Annotated in this window: 26 protein-coding genes; 18 read left to right on the top strand and 8 right to left on the bottom strand. The window is 61.5% G+C overall.

Features of this window, described 5'->3' with window-relative positions; genetic code table 11:
• Positions 1-176: 176 nt before the first annotated feature.
• The 4 genes from AB1555_17630 to AB1555_17615 all read right to left on the bottom strand — a co-directional run bounded on the left by AB1555_17630 (position 177) and on the right by AB1555_17615 (position 3,830).
• Entirely contained in the window at positions 177-1,190 is a 1,014-nt protein-coding gene (locus AB1555_17630) for a hypothetical protein (protein ID MEW6248508.1), read from the bottom strand.
• Positions 1,191-1,265: 75 nt separating this feature from the next.
• Positions 1,266-2,063, bottom strand: a complete 798-nt coding sequence (locus tag AB1555_17625) for a nuclear transport factor 2 family protein (GenBank protein MEW6248507.1) — start codon at positions 2,061-2,063, stop codon at positions 1,266-1,268.
• Between the two features lie 209 nt (positions 2,064-2,272).
• Positions 2,273-3,034, bottom strand: a complete 762-nt coding sequence (locus AB1555_17620; protein MEW6248506.1) for a Stp1/IreP family PP2C-type Ser/Thr phosphatase — start codon at positions 3,032-3,034, stop codon at positions 2,273-2,275.
• Between the two features lie 7 nt (positions 3,035-3,041).
• Positions 3,042-3,830: a ribonuclease H-like domain-containing protein gene (locus AB1555_17615; GenBank protein MEW6248505.1), complete on the bottom strand. Its 789-nt coding sequence runs from the start codon at positions 3,828-3,830 to the stop codon at positions 3,042-3,044.
• Between the two features lie 170 nt (positions 3,831-4,000).
• On the opposite strand from AB1555_17615, the gene AB1555_17610 reads away from it, so the two are divergent.
• The 18 genes from AB1555_17610 to AB1555_17525 all read left to right on the top strand — a co-directional run bounded on the left by AB1555_17610 (position 4,001) and on the right by AB1555_17525 (position 17,203).
• Positions 4,001-4,384 carry a cyclophilin-like fold protein gene (locus tag AB1555_17610; protein MEW6248504.1) on the top strand — a complete coding sequence of 128 codons (384 nt, stop codon included), beginning with the start codon at positions 4,001-4,003 and terminating at the stop codon, positions 4,382-4,384.
• A gap of 116 nt (positions 4,385-4,500) precedes the next feature.
• A complete protein-coding gene (locus tag AB1555_17605; GenBank protein ID MEW6248503.1) occupies positions 4,501-4,782 on the top strand; it encodes a DUF507 family protein in 282 nt (93 codons plus the stop codon).
• 89 nt (positions 4,783-4,871) lie between these two features.
• Positions 4,872-5,150, top strand: coding sequence for a DUF507 family protein (locus AB1555_17600; protein MEW6248502.1), 279 nt, complete (start codon positions 4,872-4,874; stop codon positions 5,148-5,150).
• Positions 5,151-5,187: 37 nt separating this feature from the next.
• Positions 5,188-5,631: a tetratricopeptide repeat protein gene (locus AB1555_17595; GenBank protein ID MEW6248501.1), complete on the top strand. Its 444-nt coding sequence runs from the start codon at positions 5,188-5,190 to the stop codon at positions 5,629-5,631.
• Positions 5,632-5,657: 26 nt separating this feature from the next.
• A complete protein-coding gene (bcp, locus tag AB1555_17590) occupies positions 5,658-6,125 on the top strand; it encodes a thioredoxin-dependent thiol peroxidase (protein MEW6248500.1) in 468 nt (155 codons plus the stop codon).
• 99 nt (positions 6,126-6,224) lie between these two features.
• On the top strand, positions 6,225-6,464 hold the full coding sequence (locus AB1555_17585) for a hypothetical protein (GenBank protein ID MEW6248499.1): 240 nt from the start codon (positions 6,225-6,227) through the stop codon (positions 6,462-6,464).
• Between the two features lie 31 nt (positions 6,465-6,495).
• Positions 6,496-7,395, top strand: a complete 900-nt coding sequence (locus tag AB1555_17580) for a hypothetical protein (GenBank protein MEW6248498.1) — start codon at positions 6,496-6,498, stop codon at positions 7,393-7,395.
• Positions 7,396-7,568: 173 nt separating this feature from the next.
• Positions 7,569-8,216 carry a thermonuclease family protein gene (locus AB1555_17575; GenBank protein MEW6248497.1) on the top strand — a complete coding sequence of 216 codons (648 nt, stop codon included), beginning with the start codon at positions 7,569-7,571 and terminating at the stop codon, positions 8,214-8,216.
• 542 nt (positions 8,217-8,758) lie between these two features.
• Positions 8,759-10,135 carry a DNA repair protein RadA gene (gene radA, locus AB1555_17570; protein MEW6248496.1) on the top strand — a complete coding sequence of 459 codons (1,377 nt, stop codon included), beginning with the start codon at positions 8,759-8,761 and terminating at the stop codon, positions 10,133-10,135.
• Positions 10,104-10,988: a hypothetical protein gene (locus AB1555_17565; GenBank protein ID MEW6248495.1), complete on the top strand. Its 885-nt coding sequence runs from the start codon at positions 10,104-10,106 to the stop codon at positions 10,986-10,988. Before radA ends, AB1555_17565 begins: the two co-directional genes overlap by 32 nt.
• A 14-nt stretch (positions 10,989-11,002) precedes the next feature.
• The gene (gene tsaB, locus AB1555_17560) at positions 11,003-11,794 is read left to right on the top strand and encodes a tRNA (adenosine(37)-N6)-threonylcarbamoyltransferase complex dimerization subunit type 1 TsaB (protein MEW6248494.1); all 792 of its coding nucleotides are present in this window, start codon (positions 11,003-11,005) and stop codon (positions 11,792-11,794) included.
• Complete coding sequence (gene rimI / locus AB1555_17555) at positions 11,791-12,303, top strand: ribosomal protein S18-alanine N-acetyltransferase (protein ID MEW6248493.1); 513 nt, start codon at positions 11,791-11,793, stop codon at positions 12,301-12,303. The genes tsaB and rimI overlap by 4 nt, the downstream gene beginning before the upstream one ends.
• 68 nt (positions 12,304-12,371) lie before the next feature.
• Positions 12,372-12,614 carry a YdcH family protein gene (locus AB1555_17550; GenBank protein MEW6248492.1) on the top strand — a complete coding sequence of 81 codons (243 nt, stop codon included), beginning with the start codon at positions 12,372-12,374 and terminating at the stop codon, positions 12,612-12,614.
• An 81-nt stretch (positions 12,615-12,695) separates the two neighbouring features.
• Complete coding sequence (gene tatC, locus AB1555_17545; GenBank protein MEW6248491.1) at positions 12,696-13,460, top strand: twin-arginine translocase subunit TatC; 765 nt, start codon at positions 12,696-12,698, stop codon at positions 13,458-13,460.
• A gap of 8 nt (positions 13,461-13,468) precedes the next feature.
• Positions 13,469-14,578, top strand: a complete 1,110-nt coding sequence (locus tag AB1555_17540) for a hypothetical protein (protein ID MEW6248490.1) — start codon at positions 13,469-13,471, stop codon at positions 14,576-14,578.
• 124 nt (positions 14,579-14,702) lie between these two features.
• A complete protein-coding gene (locus AB1555_17535) occupies positions 14,703-15,212 on the top strand; it encodes a peptidylprolyl isomerase (GenBank protein ID MEW6248489.1) in 510 nt (169 codons plus the stop codon).
• 22 nt (positions 15,213-15,234) lie between these two features.
• On the top strand, positions 15,235-15,972 hold the full coding sequence (locus AB1555_17530) for a hypothetical protein (protein ID MEW6248488.1): 738 nt from the start codon (positions 15,235-15,237) through the stop codon (positions 15,970-15,972).
• Positions 15,973-16,213: 241 nt separating this feature from the next.
• Complete coding sequence (locus AB1555_17525) at positions 16,214-17,203, top strand: tetratricopeptide repeat protein (protein MEW6248487.1); 990 nt, start codon at positions 16,214-16,216, stop codon at positions 17,201-17,203.
• Between the two features lie 42 nt (positions 17,204-17,245).
• Here the strand turns inward: AB1555_17525 and AB1555_17520 are convergent, their stop codons facing one another.
• From AB1555_17520 to AB1555_17505, 4 genes are read right to left on the bottom strand one after another with little or no spacing between them, the layout of a single operon-like run.
• Entirely contained in the window at positions 17,246-18,652 is a 1,407-nt protein-coding gene (locus AB1555_17520) for a TolC family protein (protein MEW6248486.1), read from the bottom strand.
• A gap of 30 nt (positions 18,653-18,682) precedes the next feature.
• Entirely contained in the window at positions 18,683-19,888 is a 1,206-nt protein-coding gene (locus AB1555_17515; protein ID MEW6248485.1) for an efflux RND transporter periplasmic adaptor subunit, read from the bottom strand.
• 30 nt (positions 19,889-19,918) lie between these two features.
• Positions 19,919-23,161 carry an efflux RND transporter permease subunit gene (locus AB1555_17510; protein ID MEW6248484.1) on the bottom strand — a complete coding sequence of 1,081 codons (3,243 nt, stop codon included), beginning with the start codon at positions 23,159-23,161 and terminating at the stop codon, positions 19,919-19,921.
• A gap of 35 nt (positions 23,162-23,196) precedes the next feature.
• The gene (locus AB1555_17505; protein ID MEW6248483.1) at positions 23,197-23,502 is read right to left on the bottom strand and encodes a PG0541 family transporter-associated protein; all 306 of its coding nucleotides are present in this window, start codon (positions 23,500-23,502) and stop codon (positions 23,197-23,199) included.
• Positions 23,503-23,842: the final 340 nt, after the last annotated feature.

Below are 23,842 nucleotides of genomic sequence, written 5' to 3'. Positions count from 1 at the left end.
CGCGGCATGGGGGCGGAGCCTACTTTGGTAGGGGACAACAAGTGAGCGCCGACGGCCGCGGCATGGAAGAGGAAAGACCTATGGCCAAATTTGTACGCGAGCGAAGCGCAAAACCGACTTTCCGGAGCCTATAGCTGCAAGTGGACGACGGCCTGACGTGGGATCCCTCGATGCACTCAGTGAGCCGGCGAAGCGCCGTTCATACTGGTTCCGGGACAGGTCCCCGGCGTCATGTAGAGGAGGTAGTTGCCCATTCCATACTGGATATTCGGATTGTGGAGCGGGTGGTGATACACCATCACCATCTCATAGTCGTCTTTGGTGTTGACCGTAAAGCCTCGGGCGTCACGATAGACTTGGTGCGGTTGAAACTCCAGAAATGTGCCGTCCTGAGCGACGTCCGGGACCGTCCGCAGGAGTGTCCGCCCGGCGGTCCTGTTCTCCAGGGCGATCAGCAGCAACTCATCGTGGCCATGGGGATAGGCGAACTTCACGCATCCATCCATAAGAAACTTGAGCGGTGCTGACAAGACGTGGACACCGGGTTTGATCTCGATCCCTTCGTCGGTCTGGTCGGGACCACGCTGTCCGAACTTGCTGTAACACACGATGTTCACCCCGACCTGATAGACCTCCATTTCCTTGACCGGGGTCCCTTCCGGCGCCATGTACATGGTGAAAGAAGCCATCACGTCCTTGGTCGGCGGCGCCTTGTGATAGAAGGCGACGACGGACATGAGATGCTGCCCTTTGGCGAGCTTTACGCCGTAGCCTTCGGGAAACCGGGCCTCCGTCATTTCGAGACCCGCTCCTCCGAAGAACAGCGGCTCCCCCGGGCAGGAAACGCTTGGACGGTCGTTGTTGAGCATCAGAATGTGATGGAGGTAATTCTTGGGCAACGGCTTACCGTCTTTCGTGAAGACCTCGGACTTGAAGCCGATCATGTACATGTCTTTCGGGAGCTGAAAGATATGCTTGGGCATGCTGGCCGCCAACTCTCCGTCATGGCCCGACGGCAGGTCGATGGGGCCGAACGTGAGCGTCACTGCGTTGTCTGTGATCGCGACCCTCGTCGTGGTCTGATTCTTCAGCGTCGGAACGGTCTGATGGTCATGGTCACCGGACGCATAAACGGGTCCGGCACTGGTGACGAGCAAGAGCAAGAGGCCGACCGCAGACGAGCGCTTCATAGGACCTCCTTGTTGGGAAAGGCGCTGATCGCGCTCTACGTCGATTCTCAGGGCGTGGTGTCGTAGCCAGGCACGTCATCGCGTCGATCGGGACGATGGCGGGGGAGTCAGTCGCTTCCACACATAGGTTCCTCCGTGTTGCCTGGGAGGAATGTCGGTGCGACTGCCGACCCGTGTGTACCACCAGATGCCTTTGGCCTGAGTGCCGTCCTCCGACAGCAGCACTTCGAAACCGCCTTCGCGGTCATTGCCGGATTGTTGCCAGGTGCCTTGCCAGAGCCGGCTGACGAACTTCGTGGTCTTGATGGTGCCGCCTTGGTGGGTATAACTGCCGTTGCCGTTTCGATCGAGCGTGGCTTTGTAGGCTTTATCTTCTTCTTGAATCTCCCATTCGCCGCTGAGATCCGGACGCTGGTCGTTTGACTCAGCCCCGGCGGCCGTCGAGACGGGAGAGGCGACAGGCGCAGTGCCTGCCGCGTCGAATCGCAGGCCGCTGAAGGATTCGTGCCAGGAATGAAGCACCCATCGGTCGTGGCGGCGCTCCAGCACGCCGGTCTCGCGTAGCGGCAGCACGGTGCGGGTCTGCTCGCCGCCGTGGCCGACATAACGGATGTAGTCCAGCTCCATCGCGAACCACGCGGTGTCGCCGCGAATCCACACTCTGAGTTCTTTAATGGGAATTTCCAGCCGGGTGACCGACTCAAATTCCTCCCGCATGTCCCTGGCGAACTCGGTCCAGCCCACGTATTTGCGTCCGCCGACGGTGTAACTGACGATGTCGGTATCGTGGGCCATCAGCCGGGAGAGCGTCGCCAGGTTCTTCTCTGCGTTGGCGCGGACCAGGGTCCGGATCACCGCCTCAGGGCTGGACACCTCATCGTCGGCGCCTCCTTCCTCGCCATGAGCCCAAATCGCGTCGCTGAGAGAAAGAGAAAGCGATAGAAGGACGGTCAAAGCGACTGGCTGACGGCGCCCGCAGAATTCTATGGCCATCCCGGAATCGAAATAGGAAGGTGTGAAGGTTGGGAATGGAGGCTACAGAATGGTGAAGGCGTTGTCAATTTCTTTTTCGGGCGGCAAGGTCACGAACGGGCATCTCGACAAGCCACCACCGTCACGTTGTCCTCTCCGCCGGACCGCAGCGCCTGTTCGACCAGCGCTGCACAGATCTGTTGGGGTTGCTGGCCGGTCCGCCGCAACACGCCGGCGATCTGTTCGTCGGTCAGCATTTTTGTCAGACCGTCGGTGCAGAGCAGGAGCACATCGCCTCGGCGCAGCAAGAAACTCGACACGTCGGGCTCTACCGTTTCTGCAATGCCGAGCGCGCGGGACAGCACGTGGCGATGCGGGTGGAACCGCGCCTCTTCCGGGGAGATCAGGCCTTGCCGGACATAGTCTTCCACAAGCGAATGATCGCGGGTGAGCGGCAGGAGACGCGACCCGCGCCAGAGATATGCCCGGCTGTCGCCGACATGGGCGACCGTGGCACGCGCACGAAGTCCGGACGAAATTTGCAGCGCGACGACGGTGGTGCCCATTCCTTTCAGATTGGGAGAAGCCTCTGCGGTTGCAAGAATGGCGCGATTGGCCGCCTCGATCAAGGCCTTGAGCTGAGCGACGGCCGGGTTTCGTCCGGCGCGTTTCGGCATCCTGCGCGGAAACGCCGCGGCGGCTTGTTGGCTAATGACTTCGACGGCCAACCGGCTGGCCGCGTCGCCTCCGGGATGGCCGCCCATTCCGTCGGCGACGACCCAGAGGCCCCGATCGTTGAGAATCGCGAAGGCGTCTTGGTTGGAGGAACGGAGGAGGCCCGTGTCTGTGAGTCCGGCGCCGATCCAGGTCATGGGCCGTTCAACCGGGATGCATCGCCGACCGAAAGGCTGGAGCGGGCGGTCCGTACCGTTCGACGAGTCGTCCGTACAACCGTTCCGCCAACGGTTCCAGATTGCGCGTGTCGGCCGCGTTGTACCGGAGGAGAAGATCCAGGCTGCTCTGCCGTCCGCGCCGCCATTCGTTCCATAGCCTGACGGCGTCCCAGCCGTCCAGTCCGTTGAGGTCCGTGTCCCGTGAAATCGAAAGCTCGGATTCGATGCGCTTCAGTCCTCCGTGCAGACCTAAACGACGCGCCGCGAAGCACAGGTCGAAGTGCGGCAGCCTGATGTCCAGTCCGGGAAAAGCGGCGCGCAGGAACGGCACGTCGTAGACGCTGCCGAAGAACGTGACAAGGAGGTTGGCTTGCGCAAAGGCCTCGTTGAGCCGTTCTTCCGTCAACGTCTCCCCGTAAACCAGGCTGGTCATCCGTCCGTTCGCGCAAAGCCCGATCACCGTCGCATGGCCATATCCGGCCGGTTCTCCCGACGTCTCGATGTCGAGGAAAAGCGTCCGCGAGCGAAACGTGTCGAACAGACGCCAGTGGTCGCGCGATTTAAGGCACGCGGCAAAAAATCGTGAGTCGCCGGCCTCGAGATGGTCGATCGCTGCCGATACCTCCAGGTCGTAGAGCGGTTTTCGTTGGGGGGAGATGCCGGGCAGGGACAGTTCACTGAGAAACGCGCGCCATGAATCGATCCCGTGCTCCCACAGGCGGCGCTCGGAATAGGAGCCGATTCCCTTGAGAAAGACGAAGGTCGATTCCAGCATCAGCGTCTCGGAGAGAAAACGGTAGAGCGTGGAGAGGATTGTAGCCTTGATTTCACCACACAAACAAGCTACAGTCCGCTGCCGAAGCGGAGTTTGCGCAGATCCTGCCGCTCGGCGCCGAGCGCACGGGGGGAAAAGCACGGAAGCGCATTACGGAAATCGATGGCGATATGGGAGAGACAGCGAAACGGATTCGCATCACCGTCGGGTCGGTTCAACTCGAGGCGGAACTGAAAAATAATAAAACGGCGGAAGGCGTCTACGCGGCATTGCCGGTCGAGGCGCCGGTGAACACCTGGGGCGAGGAGTTTTACTTCAAACTCCCTGGCGTGAAGGACCATCGCGAGACGGCCACGACCCAGGTCAAAGCGGGCGACGTGGCGTTCTGGGGGGCGGGTGAGGTGTTGGCCATTTTTTTCGGACGCACCCCCATGAGCATGGGGCCCGACCCGGTCCCCGCGGATCGGGTGAACGTCATCGGCCGCATCGTCGGCGACCCCACGCTGTTGCGGCAGGCCACGAGCGCCACGCGCATTCGAGTGGAGAAGGCCTAAAAAATAATGAGGAATGAGAAATGAGGAATGGGGAATGATGAAATCGTGAAGTGGGTCGTTACGAAGGAAGATACGCAATTCAACATGCCGCATTCCTCATTCCACATTGCTTTTCAATGAGGCTGACCAAGGAACGCGTTCGACACATGGCCGAAGTGCTGGTGTCGCGCCTTCATCACGAAGGGTACATCGAGCTTGCTGGCGACAAGAAAGCAGCCGTTGAATCGCTGGAGTATGCCATCACAGAGGAGTTGTCCGTGGAGGACCGGCTGAATGCCGAGGTTCGGCAACTCATGAAGGCCTATGAAGGGGAGATCGAACGCGGGCAGGTTGACTACCAGAAGATGTTCACGATGATCAAACAGAAGTTGGTCAGGGAACGGGGGATCATCTTATGAAATGTTGAATGATGAATTATGAATGAGAAATTGGAAAGACGAAGAACATTCCGCATTCCTCATTCAACATTCCTCATTGTAGTTCAGGTATGTTGCTCAGCGAAGACAAAGTCAGCCATCTCTCGCACGTCATTCTGAACGCGCTGAAGAAGAGTCCGGCCGTACGGCTGACTGGAGAAGAAGGTCGTGCCCTGCGGGAGATCAAACGCGTGTTGGCAGCCGAGCTCGCGCAGGAAGAAAAACTCGATCAGGTGGTGCGAGCCAAATTGCGGTCCTATTCCCGGCCTATTGTCGAGGGCAGTGCGGAGTGGGAAGTGCTGTATCGCAAGACGTTTGAGGAGGAGCTTCGTAAGCAAGCCAAGCCTTGAGTTTGAGAACCATGGCACGAGTTGGCAAGGAGGAGCTATGACGATCGCGAGCGTTCTTATGAGCGTTCTGCTCGCCCTCACGCTGGGAGCCTGCGCTGGGAAAGACAAGCCGAAACCGCTGGTGCCGCTGGCCCTGGGTGCGGGAGCCCAGGCGTCGGCGATCGCCTTGACCCAGCAAGGGACCACCGCCTATCAGAGCGGTCAGTTTATGGAGGCGAAGAACTATTTCCGTCAGGCCGTCGCGGCCGCGCCGGATTCGGGCCCGGCGCACTATAACTTGGCGCTGGCGCTGAACGCGCTGGGTGAGACCGAAGATGCGCGCGCGCATTTCATCGAGGCCGCCAATCTGGCCCCTGGCGATAAGATCATCTGGGACTCGCCGGCCCTGCGTCCCTATGGTTCGCCGGAATCACCGAAGCAGGTTAAAGAGATGCCGGACCACCGAAGCCGGCCGGCGTTCGGACAGGTGGGTCCTCGGTGACATGATGAAGGCGGAGTGTTGAGACCATGGGGAAAGAACTGGCGATCGGCGACAAGGCACCGGATTTTTCTCTTCCGAATGAAGCCGGCGAGACGGTGAAGCTCAAGCACTTCAAAGGGCGACAGGTCGTCCTCTACTTTTATCCCAAGGACGATACGCCGGGTTGTACGAAGGAAGCATGTGGCTTCCGCGACTCCCTGGAGCCGATCAAGAAGGCCGGCGCAGTGGTGTTGGGCGTCAGTCTTGACGGCAGAGAGTCGCATCAGAAATTCATCGCCAAATACCGGCTGCCGTTCCCGCTGCTCAGCGACGAGGACGCGACGGTATCGAAGGCCTATGGCGTGTACAAACAGAAAAACATGTACGGCAAGAAGTTTTGGGGCATCGAGCGGAGCACCTTTGTCATCGATCCGGCCGGCAGAGTGAAAGCGATCTTCCGCAAGGTCAAAGTCGACGGCCATGTGGACGAAGTGCTGGCTGCGCTGAAAACGTGAGGGGCAGAGGGATACCGCGGCAGCGGGGTAGTGTCTCGCAATCCTTGGCCACGTCTTGCTGTACCACGGTACCCCTATACCCCTTTACCCCGTTTGGCTGTGGATGCCCGCGAACAGACCTGGCACGGACTTCGAGCCGCATCGCTCTCCATCGTGCCCGGCGCGGGGCATTTGTACATCGGCGAGAAACGCGGCTATGGCCTTCTCGTTTGTGCCTTGATACTTCTTCTGGTCTCCCGTCTCATCTGGCCGCCGGCCGAACTGCTCTATCTAAGCCTGGCGATCTTCTCTGCCTTCGACGCCTATGCCATCGTCAAACGGGGGTATGGATTGATTTGACGCTGGCGTCGTCCGACACTACTCTGTAGGCATGCAAGCAAGACAAGCCTCCGCCGAGAGTGTGTTCTGCATTCTCGTTGTCCTCGCAGTGTCGGCGTTCCTCCGATTTGTGATCATCGCCGACGAGGTCCGGGCGGTGGACAAGATCGAGGGCGCGCTCTCGGTCAATGACGCATTGGCCGTGTCCGGAGAGACGGCCAGGATTGAAGCGAAGCTGGTGCGGAGCGGCCTTCTGAACGAGACCGGTCTCGGCGGCGAGAAGCTCGAACTTCTCGTCGAAGGCAAGGTCGCGGCCACGGCCATGACGGGCGGCGATGGGCGGGCGTTTTTTGAATATCGGCATCCGAGAAAAGGCAATCACACGCTGACGGTCACGGTTCGACTTGTACCGAATCCCCGCGCGATTGCGTCCGCGGCGACCGGGACGTTGGCCGTGTGGGAACGCCGGCGTCCCATCCTTCTTGTGGAGCTGGCGGCATTATTCGAAGAACCCCAGGCGCCGCTCGTGCCGCTGCCGCTGGAGATCGGCGGGCAAGGGCGCCCGGCTCCGGTACCCGATGCCGCCGATGAACTCACACGGCTGACCAAGTTTTACTACAACCCCGTCTATCTCGCGTGGCCGGGCAAAGAACCGTCCAACTCATTCGGCTCGACGGACGAAATCAGGGCCTGGCTTCGTGACCACAAGTTCCCCGCCGGCGTGATCCTGACCGTGCGTCCTGGCCAGGAAGCCCTGAACGCTGCGCTCGACGCTCTCAAGGCCCAAGGCTGGGCCTCGCTCAAAGGCGGTATCGGCCGCACCCGCGGCTTCGCCGAGGTCCTCCTCGAACACCGCCTGGATGTCGTCATCGTCCCCGAACCCCGACGCGGCGAACTGCCGAGAAAGGCGAAGGCGGCGAAGGATTGGAAGGAAGTGAGGAAGAAACTATGAAGAGAAAAGGGGTGGCTGGGCCGACCCTATCATAACCTCTTGGATCACTCCCGGGTCTGCGAGAGGCGGCCATGCCACAGGTGCTCACTCTCCTCCGGCTTTCCTGTTTGGGGGTTTTCTTTTGTCTTACTTGTCCAACCCTCGCGGCCGAGTTCTCCGGTCAGGTCGTCGGTGTGATAGATGGGGACGACGTGGTCGTCCTGCACAATGGCCTCAAGGAGGATGTTCGACTCAACGGAATTGACTGTCCTGAGAAAGGGCAAGCCTATGGTGAACGTGCCAAGGAGTTCACGACCAGGCTTGCGTTTCGGAAAGTGGTGCGAGTGCTCGTTCAAGGCTCTGATGCGTTTGGGCGAACACTCGGCGAAGTCGTTCTGCCTGATGGACGCGTCTTAAACCACGAACTGGTCAAGGCCGGGCTGGCCTGGTGGTTTCGTCAGTATGCGCCGGAAAACGCAGAAGTTGCGAGGCTCGAGAAGGAAGCGAGAGAGGCGAAGAGGGGATTGTGGAGAGACTCGAAACCTCTTCCACCGTGGGTCTTCCGCAAGATCAGGCGAGGCCAACCACTCGATCCATCGGATTTCGCCCTGTTGGACCAAGCTCCTCCGGCACTTGAGGCGGTTCCTGGAGGGACTCTACCGACACCGCAGCCGGCAATCCCGACGTTTCCGATCATCGGCAACCGGCGCAGCCGCATTTATCACCGACCAGACTGCCCGAATTACAGCCAGGTTTCCCCCGATAATCGGGTCGAGTTCTCCAGCGCGGCCGAAGCCGAAGCCGCAGGCTATCGGCTCGCCCGCAACTGTCCGGTCGATTAGAGGCGACGGGCAGTAGTTAGTCCTCAGGCCGGAGTCACACTGCCGCTGGTATGACGCAGGCGGAAATCAAGCAGTGCCGGCACCGCCTCCTGGATGAAAGGCGTCAAAAGAGAGAGCGGTTCGCTCTCACTCTGCAAGCCGTCAATGCGTTTGAGAGGCGTCGCGTTAGATGCGAGAACGGGACAACTGCCAAACCGGGGCCGTTCGAACTGGCCTCGCTGCGCACACCGCTATCCATTGCAATACAAGAAAGCGATGGGTTCCTTGGCAGCCGGCTTTCGCTCCTTGTTAGAAAGAACCGCGGAATAGCCTACTGACGTGAGATTTATTTCGCATTGGACTTCGCACTCTTCGCACACCGATCGTGGGTGGTGCCGACCTGGGAGCCCGTTCGCGCGCAGCGGGGACCCTACACCGGGCGGGGTGCGAGCACGAACGGGCTGGTCGGCGACAGGCCCCGCGATCACTTTCTTCCTTTTTCCCGCCGCATCCTTTAAGATAGTGTTTATCTTCCTGATCTGACACGCTGAGGCATCCGGCGGATGCGGGCGAGGACCAGTTTCTCCTGTCAGGCATGCGGGCACCAGGCGCTTCGGTGGCTGGGCCGCTGCCCGGACTGCGGCGGCTGGAACACCATGAAGGAGGAGCGGGTCCAACCCGCCGGCAAGGGCCGTCCGGCTGCGTTCAAGATCGCCTCCTCCAAAGCCACTCCTATCGCGGAGATCGAGGTCGTCGGCGAACATCGCCGCTGCACCGGTATCGGGGAGTTCGACCGGGTGCTGGGCGGCGGGGTCGTGCCCGGTTCCGTCATGCTGATCGGCGGCGACCCCGGCATCGGTAAGACGACGCTCCTCTTGCAGGCCCTCCCCCGGTTGGCTGCCGACGGAGAAAAGGTCCTCTACGTCTCCGGCGAGGAATCACCTCGGCAGATCAAGATGCGGGGGCAGCGGCTGGGGATCGAGCATCCGGGCCTTTTGATCCTGGCAGAGACCTCGCTGGAAGAGATCCTCAAAGCCGTGCAGGCGATCCAGCCGAACGCAATGGTCGTGGACTCCATTCAGACCGTCTATACGGACCAACTGACCTCAGCGCCCGGGAGCATCAGCCAGGTGCAGGAGGTGGCCGGCCAACTGATGTGGTTGGCCAAACGGAGCAGCGTGCCGGTGTTCATCATCGGCCACGTGACCAAGGAAGGGGCCATCGCCGGCCCGCGTTTGCTCGAGCACATCGTGGATACGGTCCTGTACTTCGAGGGCGACAAAGGGCACAGCTACCGCATCCTGCGGGCGGTGAAGAACCGGTTCGGCTCCACGAACGAAATCGGCGTCTTCGAGATGAAGGACACCGGTTTGGAGGAAGTCGGCAATCCGTCGGAGCTGTTTCTGGCCGAGCGGCCGCAACGCAGCACCGGCTCCGTCGTCGTGTCGAGTCTGGAAGGATCGCGCCCGATTCTGGTCGAATTGCAGGCGCTCGTCTCGCCGACCGGTTATGCCATGCCCAAGCGCATGGCCAATGGAGTCGAGTTGAATCGGGTCTCGCTGCTCCTGGCCGTCATGGAGAAACGCCTGGGGCTGCATCTCTCCGGACAGGACGTGTATGTGAATGTGGTGGGCGGGATGCGGGTCGACGAGCCGGCCATTGATTTGGGGATCGTGGCCGCCGTAACCTCGAGCTTGCGGGAGATGCCGATCGATTCTCACACCCTGGTGGTGGGCGAGGTGGGGCTCGGCGGGGAAGTGCGGGCTATTAGTCAGGCGGATCTCCGTATCCGCGAAGCCGCCAAGATGGGATTTCGCCGGTGTCTGCTGCCTGAGCGGAACGTGTCCAAGCTCGACCCCGTCGACGGCATCGAATTGATCGGTATTCATGAGTTGCGGGAGGCGTTGGATGCGGCGCTGGTGTCAGGCCCGAGGGAGTAGGGAAAAGGCGAACGGCAAAGATCCCGCTCTCTCTGTGGCGGTCCTTCTGCTCGTTCCTTTTACTTTTCTCGGCGGCTGCGCGGTGTTTCCGTCCCGCCCCGAAGTTCCTCTGAAACAGGCGACGGCGGCGGAGTTGACGGCGTTGCTGCGGGAGAGGGAAGCGGCAATCCAGACCATGAAAGGGCTCTTCCGGGTCTCCATCAAAGGGGAAGGGATCCCGATCGCGCAACGCATGGAGGGCGCGATGTATTACCGCCGTCCTGATGCCATGCGGCTTCAGGGCTTTACGGCGTTGGGGGGCGAACTGTTTGAATTCGTCCTCTTGGATGATCTGTACAAGCTGCGTCTGCCCACGATGAGCCGCGTGCTGACCGGTCGCTCGTCCGAGATCGGTAAAATGGGCAAATTGGCGCGGCCGTTCCAGCTGAGCGTCTGGGCGATGAGCGGAGCGGTCGGGATCGCATCGGTGGCCAGAAACGAGCGGGTGGCGCTCAGAGAGGACGGCGATCGATACCGCCTTGATGTGTTTGCGCCCGGCGAAGGCGACGCCAGGAGCGGGACCGTGGTCCGGCGTCTCTGGTTCGAGCGGCGTTCGCTGCAGGTCGTGCAGGAGGAGCGACTGTCGCCGACCGGCGAGCTCGAAGCGGTCATGTACTTCGACGACTTCCGTCCGGTCGGAGAGAGCGAGGCCGGCGTGCAGACACAGAACGCGGCGAACGGATTTCGCACTCGGCTGATGCGACCGTTCAAGATTACGATGGAAGATGGCCATGGACAGGGCAGCCTTCAGGTGACGTTTCACGAGATCGTGCCCAACGCGCCGTTGCGGCCGGCCGATCTGGGGACCATATAGGGTAGGTATGACGGATGAAGATTCTGGCTGTTGAAACCGCGACGGCCTGGCAAAGCGTGGCGATCCTCGAAGGCGAGCGGGTGCTGGCCCGTTCGGATCGCGACGCCGAGGGCTCGCATGCGAGATGGCTGGTCCCGACGGTCGACCGATTGCTGGCTTCGACGCACCTTGAACTCGCCCGGTTGGACGGGCTGGCCGTCTCGATCGGCCCGGGGTCCTTTACCGGTCTGCGGGTCGGGTTGGCGACGATGCTGGGATTTCGGGCGGTGACGGGATTGCCCCTCGCGGTAGTGCCGACGTTGGAAGGGTTGGTGTGGAACCTGCGCGGGACTGCGCTTCCCATCTGCCCGATTCTCAAAAGCCGAACCGGCGAGGTGTACTGGGCCCTGTACCGGTGGAGCGTTGAGGGGACGTTGCGACAGCTTGCGGAAGAACGGGTCGGGCCGCCGACTCTGATCGGACGGGACATCACAGAGCCGACCCTCGTGTTGGGGGACGGGTGGCCGCGGTACGCTGTGGACATTCGTCAGGCACTGGCCGACCGGGCCTCGCTCCTGCGCGAGGGACCGGCCGAGGCCATACGTCCCTCGGCGGTGAGTATCGGGCTGGCCGGGTTGGAGCGGCTTTCCCGCGGCGACGTGGCCGGTCTCGGCGTGGCCCCTCGCTATGTCCAGCGTGCGGAGGCCGAGATCAAGTACGAGCGACGTCCGGCCGGTTCGGTGACCAAGAACCAGCGGGTCATTCAACAAGGGATTGGTCGCAAGCGGACACGACGCCCGATCATCTCCATCCTTCGGCCGTCATGAATGAGAGCGCTTCCAGCCTGATCAGCGGGTCTCTCGTGATCGAGCCGGCTTCTCCGGAGATGTTGCCGGATCTGTTGCGGATCGAAGAGGCTTGCTTCTCCGCACCCTGGAGTCGCAAAATGTTCGAAGCGGAGTTGACCGGCAATCCGTTCGCCCGGTTTCTGGTCGCCAGATTGGTGAACCGCGACGCGATGGCCAAAACCATCGTCGGCTATCTGTGCTTCTGGATCGTGTTCGACGAAGTGCGGTTGATGAACTTGGCGGTGATCGAAGCGGAGCGACGCCGAGGAATCGCGACCGCCTTGGTGTCGCGGGCTCTGGGGATCGGGATGGCGGCGGGTGCGGTGCGCGCTGTGCTGGAGGTCAGGGCGTCGAACCGCGCCGCGCGCGCGTTGTACGAGCGGATGGGGTTCCGCCCGTTTTCGACCAGGGCTCGGTACTATACCGATCCCGTGGAGGACGCGGTGCTGATGCACATGGAGCCGCTGGTCGTCGAAGCGGCGCCGTAAAGTCAGATCGAGAAGCCGGCCGCTGGAGGGCCGGGTTCGCGTTTTCTTACTCAACCAGGAGGTGCGATATGCTGACGGACGGTTCGATTGCTGAGCGGTTGCGCCAATCCAGCAGCGAATTCCGGGAGCTTGAAGAATCTCACCACCGACTCGATGCTGAATTGGCCGAACTCCAGAAACGGCACGTGCTGACCCCGTCAGAAGAGCTTCTGAAGAAGCAGATTCAGAAGGAGAAGCTGGCGAAAAAGGACAAGATGGCGGAGCTCATCCGCCTCTATCGCGAAAAGGAACTGCACTCCGCGACACACTGACCTGTGCGCCAGGTCAGCACGCTGCCTGCCAGGCCGACGGAACGAAGCCGGACGGCCGAGGAAGGGGAGGTTCTGTCCGCCGTGCTTCCACCGTTAGCGGCCCACCTACGGACGGTCAAACGACGGCTTGCGATCATCGCCGCCACCCTGGCGGTGGCGTTCGTCTTGACGTTCGCCTATTCGGCCGAAATTATCGAATGGCTGAATCGACCGTTCCCCAACGCCTTGGTCTTCTACGGGCCGGCTGAAGCCCTGTTCGCTTCGGTCAAGGTGTCATTCCTGGCGGGTTTCGTTCTGAGCTTGCCGGTCATCTTCTATCACTTTTGGAAATTCATCGAGCCGGCTTTGCTGCCGGAGGAACAGCGCCTGGCGATTCCGCTGTTTCTCCTGGCCGGCTGCCTGTTCGGATTGGGGTTGGTCTTCTGCAACCTCGTGATTCTGCCGCTGGTCATCGAGTTCTTCGTCGGCTTCGGAATGGACCGGGACATCACGCCGGAGCTGGCCGTCGGCATGTATATCGATTTCAACGTCAAGTTCCTGCTCGTCTTCGGCTGCGCGTTCGAGCTGCCGCTCGTGCTGACCTTGTTGGCCCGCGTCGGCGCGGTATCGGCCGCCACGCTGGCGTCCTATCGGAAGCACGCCGTGATGGTCGCGCTGATCTTGTCGGCCGTCGTCACTCCGGACGCGACCCTGTTTACCATGTTGTTGATGGCCGTGCCGCTGATAGTGTTGTATGAGGTGGGGATCGTCGGCGCCAGGTTGTTCGGCCGGATTCCGGCGGCGGAAGGGCCTGCGCCGGCGGAGGCCGCGGTGCCGATGGGCACGGCGGGACATCGGGTGCAATGATGAACAAGATGGTGCGCAACGGTTGGCGTGGTCGTGTGATCGGCTCGCTCGGGTTGGGCATCAGCCTGTTGGCCGGTGTCGCCCTCGGCTCGATGCGGGCCGAGGAAGAGTCGACCGTGCATGCGGGAAGTCTTCATCGAGCGCAAACGCCGCAGGTTTGGGAAGTCAGCCGACCGGCTGAGCCGTCCGCGTCCGCGGTGAGCATTCAAGCGATGACCACGGTCGGCAAGGAAACCGTGTTCGCCGGGTCGTTCGGCATGGGCATTTTCCGCAGCGATAATCGCGGAGGGATTTGGACTCCCGTGAACGAAGGCTTGACCGATCCTTTCATTCTGTGTCTGGCGACCGGTTCCAACGGCACCGTGTACGCGGGGACGTTCCGCGGCGGTGTGTTCCGGACCCGCGACCGTGGCGAGAGCTGGGAGCCGATGAACGCGGGACTCAAGCGACTGGAGATCAAAACGCTGCTGATCACGCCCGGCGTCATCTACGCGGGAACGGGCGACGGTGTCTATCGGCTGAGCGAGGCCGACGATCGATGGATCGTGGTGACCACGGGTCTGGACGAGGTTCTGGTCCATGCGCTTGCCAAGGCATCGGACGGCACCCTGTTCGCCGGGACTTCGGGAAAAGGCGTGTTGCGGTATAAGGAAAGCTCGCCGGGCTGGGTTCGCATGCGGCACGGGCTCAAAGACCATGAGGGGCTGGTGGAAAATTTCATCCGGGTTCTGGCCATCGACAAGGAGCAGGGCGTGTATGCTGGCACGTTCGACGGCGGCGTGTTCAGGAGCGGCGACGGCGGCCAGACGTGGCGCCCGATCAGCCGCGCGCTTCCGAACGATTCGATCCGCAGCATTCTCACCAACGAGCGGGGCCTGTTCGTCGCCACCGGCCGGGGGATCTACAAGACCGTCGATCAGGGACGCCGATGGACGGCGCTGAACAACGGTCTGACCAACATGTCGGTGCAGGTGCTGGTCGACTCCGGCGACGGGTCGCTCTATGCGGGAACCAGTTCCGGAGCCTTCCGCAGCGATGACGACGGGAAGAGTTGGGTGCCGATCAGCGAAGGCTTGCAGGGAACCTTTCGTTCGCCGTTTCAGGCGCCGTTCAGGTAACGCCTGCTCTGAAGGCCGCGAATAGCTGATAGCGAATAGCCAGCAGCCCACCGCTCCAAGTCTGCAAGGTCAGACCTGTTCGCTGCCGGCCGTGCGCCAGAAAGCTTTTTAGAAAGGACCATCCATGCATGAGATCAGTGACCGAACGCGCGCGACCGTTACGGTGACTTCCAAGGGACAGACACTCGGCGAGATCATCCTGCGCTTTTTTCCGGATGTGGCGCCCAATCACGTGAACAATTTCGTCAAGCTGGCGAAACAGGGGTTTTACGACGGCACCACGTTTCACCGGGTGATTCCCGGCTTCATGATCCAGGGCGGCGATCCCAACAGCAAGAACCCCGACCGGTCCACGCACGGCATGGGCGGCCCCGGGTACCGGATCAAAGCCGAGTTCAACAGCCGACCCCATAAACGGGGGACGCTGTCGATGGCCAGGGCGAACGATCCGGACAGCGCCGGGTCGCAGTTCTTCATCTGCGTGGCAGACGCCACCTTCCTGGATTGGCAATACACGGTGTTCGGCGAGGTCGTGAGCGGAATGGAAGTCGTCGACAGGGTGGTCAACATGAAACGGGACGGGCGGGATAATCCGCTCGAGCGGGTGGAGATGACGATCACAGTCAGCGAATGACGTGAGGCGTGAGGCGTGAGGCGTGAGGCGTGAGATCGAAAGAGGGATCTTCAGAACGATCGTTTCACGTTTCACGTTTCATGTTTCACGAGGCGCGCTTCTGTGCGCCCTGCTCGCCGCGTGCGCCATCCCCCAGGTTTCTTCGCGCACCGTGTACGAAGACCCGACCAATTTTGTTCGCCTGGAAATCGATTCAACCGTGTTGCCCGAGTGGCCTCCCAGCGCCCATAGTCATCCCGCTTCGATCTCCGTCGAAGAGATGGCGTCCGTGCTCAGGCAACTCAAGGTTCAGGAGCACCGCGTCGCCCTGCAGCGGATGATCCAAGGCGACGCTCCTCGCGTACCGGCGTTCAGCGAGGAGGAAATCGCGCTGTTGGCGCCCCGTTTATCGGAGGCGCTCGCTCAGGCGAAACCTAACGAGCGGGTCACCTTTTACTTGAGCTATCCTCAAACCTCCATTAAGCGGGTGATTACGACCGGCGGTCTGTACGTGCGAGGGACCGAATTGCATTTCATTTTGGGAAACTGGCGGATCGTCTACGGCATTCCCGCCTACGGTATGATCTACGACCGTCGTTATCCGATGAGCCCGACTGCGGCCAAGGGATTCGACCTGTTCTTCGAACAGGACGCGGCCGTCTTGCATCAGAAGAGCAGCATCTGGGATCGTCTGCTGGCCAATGAAAAAGACGAACTGGTTATCGATCTCTCACGGGTCTTTCCAGGTGCCGCGGCAGGCGATCCGGTCGCTCGCCGATGAACGACCGGGGCGGCCTGCCTCGGTTCCATGTCACTTCTCCGGCCGTCCGCCTACAGCTCGGCGTGCTCTCCTCATGATGAGCGTCCGGTGAACCGGCGTCTCGCCTGCGCATGGCGCATGCGCGGCGGGATTGTTAGACTAGAGTGGAGTCAACGGACCGACGCGAGATTCCGAACGGGAATGGGACAGTCGGAATCGCACGCGGCTAAGCGGAACGATCTCCGAGGAAAGGAGCCTGGGAATGGGCAGAGACAAATGGATCGCGCGGGTGATCATCGCCTGCATGTGTCTCGTTGTAGGCGGCGGAGTCGAGTCATGGGGTCAGGACACGCTGTGGGAGACCTATATCAACGCCGGAACCAAGGCCTACGGAGAAGGCCGGTACGGCGAAGCCGAGAAGATGTTCGCGGAAGCGCTGAAGGTCGCCGAACAATTCGGGCCGCAAAATCCCCGCATCGCCACCACGCTGAACAATCTTGCCGAGACCTATCGCGTGCAAGGGAAATATGCCCAGGCGGAAACCCTGTACTTGCGTTCCATGCGGATACGGGAAAAAGTCGAAGGTCTGGAGTCGCTGGCGGTCGCGCAAAGTCTCAACAACCTTGCGCTTCTCTACGCGGTGCAGGGAAAGTACGCTGAAGCCGAACCGCTCTACACCCGCGCGCTGGCCATCAGGGAGAAGCTGCTCGGGCCCGAGGATCAGGATGTGGCGTTGGTGCTGAACAACCTCGCGCTGCTGTACAACAACCAGGGGAAGTACGACAAAGCCGAGCCGCTGTTTCGTCGCGCGCTGGCCATCAAGGAAAAGGGCCTGGGCTCCGAACACCCCAGCGTGGCCACCACGCTCAACAACTTGGCGTTGGTGTACAACAATCAGGGCAAATACAAGGAAGCCGAGCAACTGTATCGACGTTCCCTCGGTATCCGCGAGAAGACCCTGGGGCAAGAACACCCGGATGTCGCCCAAAGTCTCAATAATCTGGCGTCCCTCTACAGCAATCAAGGGAGGTTCAAGGAGGCCGAACCGCTGTACAAGCGGGCCCTGGCGATCGTCGAAAAAGCCTTGGGCGCGGAACATCCCGAGATCGTCATGATTCTCAAGAACTATTCGATTCTGCTGCAGAAAACCGATCGAAAGGCCGAAGCCATCAGTTTGGCGGCCCGCGCCGACAAGATCAAACGCCAGCATGAACGGGAGAACACCTTGCTGAAGCCCAGCGGATCGCCTTAACGCCCGATGCGCCCGCGGACGCTTTTCTTCCTTGCCGGTGTGTCATGGAGTCATGCCGGGCGGTGAGGACAGCGTGTCTGGTATCGAGAGGGCGCCCGCGGCATACGCCAAGGTCACTTCCGCAATCTTGTAGTCGTACTGCGCTTCGGCCAGCCTGGTTTGCGCCCCTGTCAACGCGACCTCGGATTGCGTCACTTCCACGATGCTTCCCAGCCCCAGCTTGTACCGTTGGCGCGCCAACTGCAGCGCTTCCTGGGCGGTCTTCACCTGTTCTTCCGCCAACTTGATTTGCTGCGCGAAGGTGACGGTGTCCAGATAGGCGTTCGTCACCTGCTGGGTCAGCGCCTGTTCGATGTTGGACGCCGCCGCGTACGCCGCCGCTTGCTGGGCGCTCGCCTCCCGCACCTGGTTTTCGATGAGAAAGCCCGTGAAGAGCGGAAAAGACACCACGGCGCTGGCCGCCCACCAGCCCCCGGTTCGTTCGCCGCGGTCCGTGTCGAAGGTTTGGAAATCTCCGGCGCTCGCGACGGCGTTGACGGTCGGCAGATACTGTTTTCGCGTAGCGCGGAGCTTGGCTTCGGCCGAACGGGCCTGCTCCTGCGCGCGCTTGAGTTCGGGATGGGAGAGACTGTTCGCGATCAACGTCTCGAGCGGTTGCTGCCGGATGACTTCGATGGAGACGTCCTCCAGCACGTAATCTTCCGGACCGGTGATCCCCATCGCACGGTTCAACTCGGCGAAGCTGGCCTTGAGGTTGTTCCTGGCGCGCACGAGGGCCGCTTCGGCGTTCGTCAATTCCACCTGCACGAGATTCAGGTCGAGCTTGGATTTGAGCTGCTGGCGGTACAGCGTCTCGACCTGGGAGCGGATGACGCCGCGCTCGCGCACGGTATCCTCCGCAATCTCCACCAGCCGGCGTTGCTTCAGACTGTTCAGGTACGCCCGCTGGACGCTCACGATCACCAAGGCCCGTTGCGCGTTGACATCCTGCTCGAACGCGCGCGCGGCGAGATCCGACGATTCGACCAGGTCGCGGGTGAACCCGAAATCGTACAGTCGCTGGTTCGCGATGACCCCGCCCGTGTACTGGCTGAGATTCTGGCGCAGCATCGAACCGGCCGGCGTGACGAACCGCGGGTTGATCCCGCCGGCGCCGGCCGCCGTCGCGAAGTCCGCATAGATCTGCGGGTAGTACAGGGACCGCGTCTGCTCCGTCCGCGCCTCCGCCGCCTTGCGGTTGGCGTTGGCGACTTGGAGCAGCGGGTGCTTCTCGAGCGCCAATTCCACCGCCTGTTTGAGGCCCAAGAACTGCCCCTGAACCTGACCGCTCTTGTCGGTCCTGAGCGGGACCCGTTCCGTCTCGGCGGAGGCCGGGAACGGCGCCCACCAAACGGCGGGCGCGATGAGAAGAACGAGCGCGCACGACATGGGCCGAACACGGTATCGCATCGGACATCTCCTTTCGCGCTGAGTCGGCGTTCAATATTTCTGGCTGGACGGTTTTCCGCTCGGCAGGTTGTACCGGGACGCGATGACGGATTTCCCGTCGGTCAGCCCCGTTTTTCCCACGATGACGACCTCGTCGTCGTCGGTCAAGCCTTCGACGACTTCGACCCAGACGCCGTCATCGATGTCGGTTTTGATCGGCACCCGGTACGCCTTCCCCTGCCGGACGACGAAGACTGATTTCGTCTTCTCGGGTCCGCCCGAAGCGATTGCGGAGGGGGGAATGACAAGGGCGTTCGGATGCTCGCGTAAATAGAATGTGGCGTTGACGAACATGCCGGGCTGAAGGCGGCGGTCCTTGTTGGGGACGTCGATTTCGACCAACAGCGTGCGGGTTGCGGGATCCAATGCTTCGGTAGTTCGCGTGATGGTGCCGGTGATGTCCTGGGCGGCGAGCTCCCGGGACGTCAGGACGACCTTAATACCCGGCTTGGCCAGCAACGCGGCTTCCTGCGGGACGCTGGCGTACACCCGGACGATATCCAGGTCCATGATGGTATAGAGCGGAACGGCTTGGGTCGCCGAGCCAGCGGCGGACTGGATCATGGATCCGGGATCCGCGAAACGGGCCGTGATGACCCCGGAAAACGGGGCGTACACCTTCGTGTAGCCGAGCAGGGTGCGGCGGTTGTCCATGACATGCTTGGCCGCTTCGGCCGACGCTTCCGCCACGTCCACGTCCTGCTTGGCGATGACGTCGGGATTTTCTTTCCATACGTTGGCGAGACGCTGGTAGGTGACCTTCTTGATTTTGTAGTCGGCCTGGGCTTGACGGTATTGTTCCTCGACTTCGGGCGCGTCGATCACCGCCAACAGTTGGCCTTTCCTAACCTGGTCGCCCTTGTCGAACCCCATCCATTTCAAGTACCCCGGCACCTTGGCGTACAGGGTCGCCTGGTACCAGGGCGAGACGTTGGCCGGGAGCGTCAGCGTGTATGCGAGGTCGCGCCGTTGCGGTTTTAGTACCTGAACGGGAACGGCGAATCCTTCGCTCTGGACCGATTTGCCCCCCTCTCCGGTCAAGGCCGATCCCGGGGAATCCGGTGGCGAAGCCGGCTGGGTCGCGGATGTAGCTGTGAACGTGTGGTCCTTGGTCGAGACAAGCACCCACACGAGCATGGCCGCTAGACCGACGCCCACCCAGAGGAGGAATTTGATATTGAGCCGAGACGGCATCATTTCCCGGTGTCAGGAATGCCTGACTTCTTTTTACGTGGAAGCGCCCCGCGATGCAACCTTCTTGTCCATCAAGCGCTGGCGGGCGATCGCATGCAGCACAGGAATGAACAGCAGCGTCATGAACGTCGACACCAGCAGCCCGCCGATGACGGCCCGCGCCAGAGGCATGTTGGCCTCGCTGCCCTCGCCGAGGCCCAGCGCCATCGGCGCAAGACCGAGAATGGTTGCCAGCGACGTCATCAGGATCGGACGGATGCGCAGCCGACCGGCCGCCACGACGGCGTCTTCCAAAGGAGCACCCTCGCGCAATCGGCGGTTCGCAAAGTCCACGAGCAGGACACCGTTGGCGACGACGATCCCGATCATCATCAGCGTCCCGATGAGCGATTCGACGTTCACTGAGGTGTTTGTCAGCAGCAGCATCCAGATGACGCCGATGAAGCCGAGCGGGACCGAAAAGAGAATAATCAAGGGATCCAAATACGATCGGAAGAGCCCGACCATCACCAAATAAATCAACAGGACAGCCAACGGGAGGACTCCGGCGAAGCCTTTCAATGCCGCCCGCATTCCATCCACTTCGCCTTTGAACTTCACAGAAACGTCTTTCGGCAACTCCACCCCAGCGAGGGCCGCCTCGACTTGACTGGCAACCCGTCCGAGGTCATTGCCGAGCACGCTCATGAGCACATCCATGGTCCGCTGCAGATTGTAGTGGTCCACGGTCTCAGGCCCCGTTTTCCGGCTGACCTGGGCGAGGTCGCGTAAGAGGACAGGCGCAGTTTTCTCGGCGCCTGCCTGGGGTAGCGAAGGACGTTGAGGGAAGGGAGTCTGTTGCATCGCCAGGGCCGAGCCGCGTTCCGAGGGCGTCACAGCGCTGACGGCCGCGGGTTGGTCCACATGGAAGCCGACAAGGGGGGTGTTGAGAAAGTCCTCGAAGTGGATCAAGGTCTGCTCCGGGTACTGGGCAACCACGAAGTAGGCGTTGTTGGATTTCGGGTCGATCCAGTACCCCGGGTTGAGGGTCATGTTAGAGCTGAGGCCGGTCACCAGGTCCATCACCACCTGCCGTTCGTTGAGCCCTAAGTAGGCGGCCTTGGCGCGGTCCACAGCCAGATGCAATTCTGGGTAGTGCATCCCCTGCCGCACCTGTACGTCGGCGGTGCCCGGCACCTGCGCTGCCACGTCGCGGATGCGGGCGGCGGCCTCGGCCACCTGGCTGAGCTGGGGGCCGCTAATCTTGATATCGATGGGGGCGGGAAGGCCGAAGTTGATCACATCGCTGACGATGCCGCCGGTCTGGAAGGAGAACTTGAGGCCGGGAAACTCCCGGGCCAGCCGGGTACGGAGACGGCTGATAAGGGCATCGGTGCGCACGGTGTGCTGACGGGTGAGGCTGACGAGGAGGAAGGCCTGGTGGGGCCCATTGACCGGGGTGAAGAGGACCATCCAGCCGTGGGGCAGGCCGATGTTGGCGACGATCTGGTCGAGATCACTAGCGGGGATCTCCTGGCGGAGGACGTCTTCGAGTTGGCCGACAAGGGCCTCGGTGGCTTCGACGCGGGTGCCCTCGGGGGCGGCGACGTGGAGAATAAACTGGCCAGCATCCACCTTGGGGAAGAATTCCGTGGCGAGGCGGGGGGCCAGGAGCAGGGAGCCGATAAAAATAGCGGTCACGCCGCCCACCACCAGTGCCTTGTGCCCCAGGCACCACCGCAGGACCACCACGTACGCGGCGATAAGCCGATTGAACAACCGGTCGAACAACCGCTCGTGCGAGCCTTCGGCCGCCCCTGGGCCTTGGTGCTCGTGCTTGATCAAGGCTGCCATCGCTACGGGCGCAACCGTCATGGAGGCGAAGTAAGAGGCGACCATGGCGTAGGCGACGGCAAGGGCCAAGGGCACGAACAGGAACTTGATAATGCCGGTAAAAAAGACAATCGGCAGATAGACGATCAGAATGCTGATCGTCGCGACCAGCATTGGCAGCGCCACTTCGCCTACGCCGTCGCCGGCGGCCTGGCGGGGGAGTTTGCCCATGCCGAGATGGCGATGTACGTTTTCTAGCACGACGATGTTATTGTCCAGAAGTGTGCCGATCACCAACGCCAGGCCACCGAGGGTCATCACGTTCACGGTGTGGCCGGTGAAATAGAGCAAGACAAACGCGGCCAGGATCGAAATCGGGATTGCCAACGCGATGATCAGCGTGTACCGCAGGCTGCCGAGGAAGATGAGGACCATGAGGCAGGCGAGCCCGCCGCCCAACAGGCCCTCGTGCTCCAGTGTCTGGATGGCCTGCCGGATGTACAGAGATTGATCGAAGATCAGCTTGACCACCAGGTCCTTCGGCAGCCCCAACAGTTTTGGCAACGTAGCCTTGATCCCGTCGATCACCTGGATCGTGTTCGCTCCCGCCTGCTTCATAATTGGCAGATACACTGCCCGCCGGCCGTTGATCCGCACCACGTTGCCCTGGATCATTGTGGAGTCGGCCGCCCGGCCCACATCCTTGAGCAGGATCGGCACCCCGTTGACCACCTTGACCGGAATCTCGTTCATCTGCTCGACGAACTGGATCAGGCTGTTGGTGTAGACGTTGTAGTCGAATTCACCGATCTTCACATTGCCGGCGGGGAGCAGGAGGCTTTGGGCGTTGACGGCATTGACGACGTCCCGGGTGGACAGCCCCCGGGCCAGCATGCGCTCGCGGTCCAGAAACACGGTGATCTGACGGACCGTGCCGCCGAAGCTGGGGGCGACAAAGACCCCGGGGACGTTGGCCAGTTGCGGCCGCACGCCGTAGTAGGCCAAATCGCGGACTTCTTTCTCGCCCAGGGTCTCGCTGCTCACGGTGAGGGTGCCGATAGGGAGACTGGCGGCGCCGAACTTGATGATGATGGGCGGGAAGACGCCCTGCGGCAGATAGCGCAGGGCCGAGTAGGTGAGGCTGGTGATCTCGGCCATGCCGGCGTTGACGTCGTAGGAGGGATGGAAGTAGACCTTGATCAGGCTGACGCCGGGCAGGGAGCGGGACTCGATGTGCTCGACGTAGGAGGCTTGCAGATAGAGCTGCTCCAAGCGCAGCGTGATGGCGCCCTCGATCTCGGAGGGCCCCATGCCTTTATAGAACGTGGCGACGGCCACCACGGGCAGGTTGATCTCGGGAAAGATGTCCACCACCATGTTCTGGTAGGACACCACGCCCAGGATCACGACGATCAGACTGATCGCCACCACCGCGTAGGGATTTCGTAAAGACGCGCTGATCATGGTTCACATGCCTGTCGGCTCGGCTTGCACGGCCGTCATACGACTTGTCGGCAGGGCATGACGAACACGCGTAAGGGGATTTTGGTGTCGCCTTGCTGCTGCATCAGGTGGTCGCGAAAAGCCTGTAACCGTCCGATGACCCGCTCGGCTTGCTGATCCTCCATGGCAGCTAGAATCATGGAATTATGACCCGGCCACGTCAAGGACCCGAACGCCTCGCCCGCTTCGCCGATGCCGAAGACTTTGGGCGCTTCCGTAAACGCTTTGATGTCCAGGTCTTTTAACAGCCGCCGAATGTCTTCATCAAGCGATTGTCGAAAGATGACCAACAGCATCTGCATGGTTGTCTCCTGCGTTGAAAATGCCACCCCCTCCCTCCCCTCCCCCCTTGAGGGGGAGGGCCGGGGAGGTGAGGATTTTCATTATGCGTGGGTGAGCTATCGCTCATAGGGACTGTCTGAAAATAGGCACGAGGCTAGAGACTTGGGGCTAGCCCGCATTATTCACGAACGCTTCTGCTGCAATCGCGGATTCGCTGCTCCGACAAGCCTAGCGGCGGGCGTGCTCGCCATTCAGTCGGTCAACATACTGTTTCAAGTATGCTTCCCTCCTTCATGGCTGCGCTTGCCCGTCTCGCAACGCGACTCCCGGGTACCCGTTGCTCTTTCATCGCAACGGGTG

The sequence above is a fragment of the Nitrospirota bacterium genome, assembly GCA_040755395.1.
In the GTDB taxonomy this organism is placed as follows: Bacteria; Nitrospirota; Nitrospiria; order Nitrospirales; family Nitrospiraceae; genus DATLZU01.
This window is presented reverse-complemented; position numbering and strand designations above follow the sequence as displayed.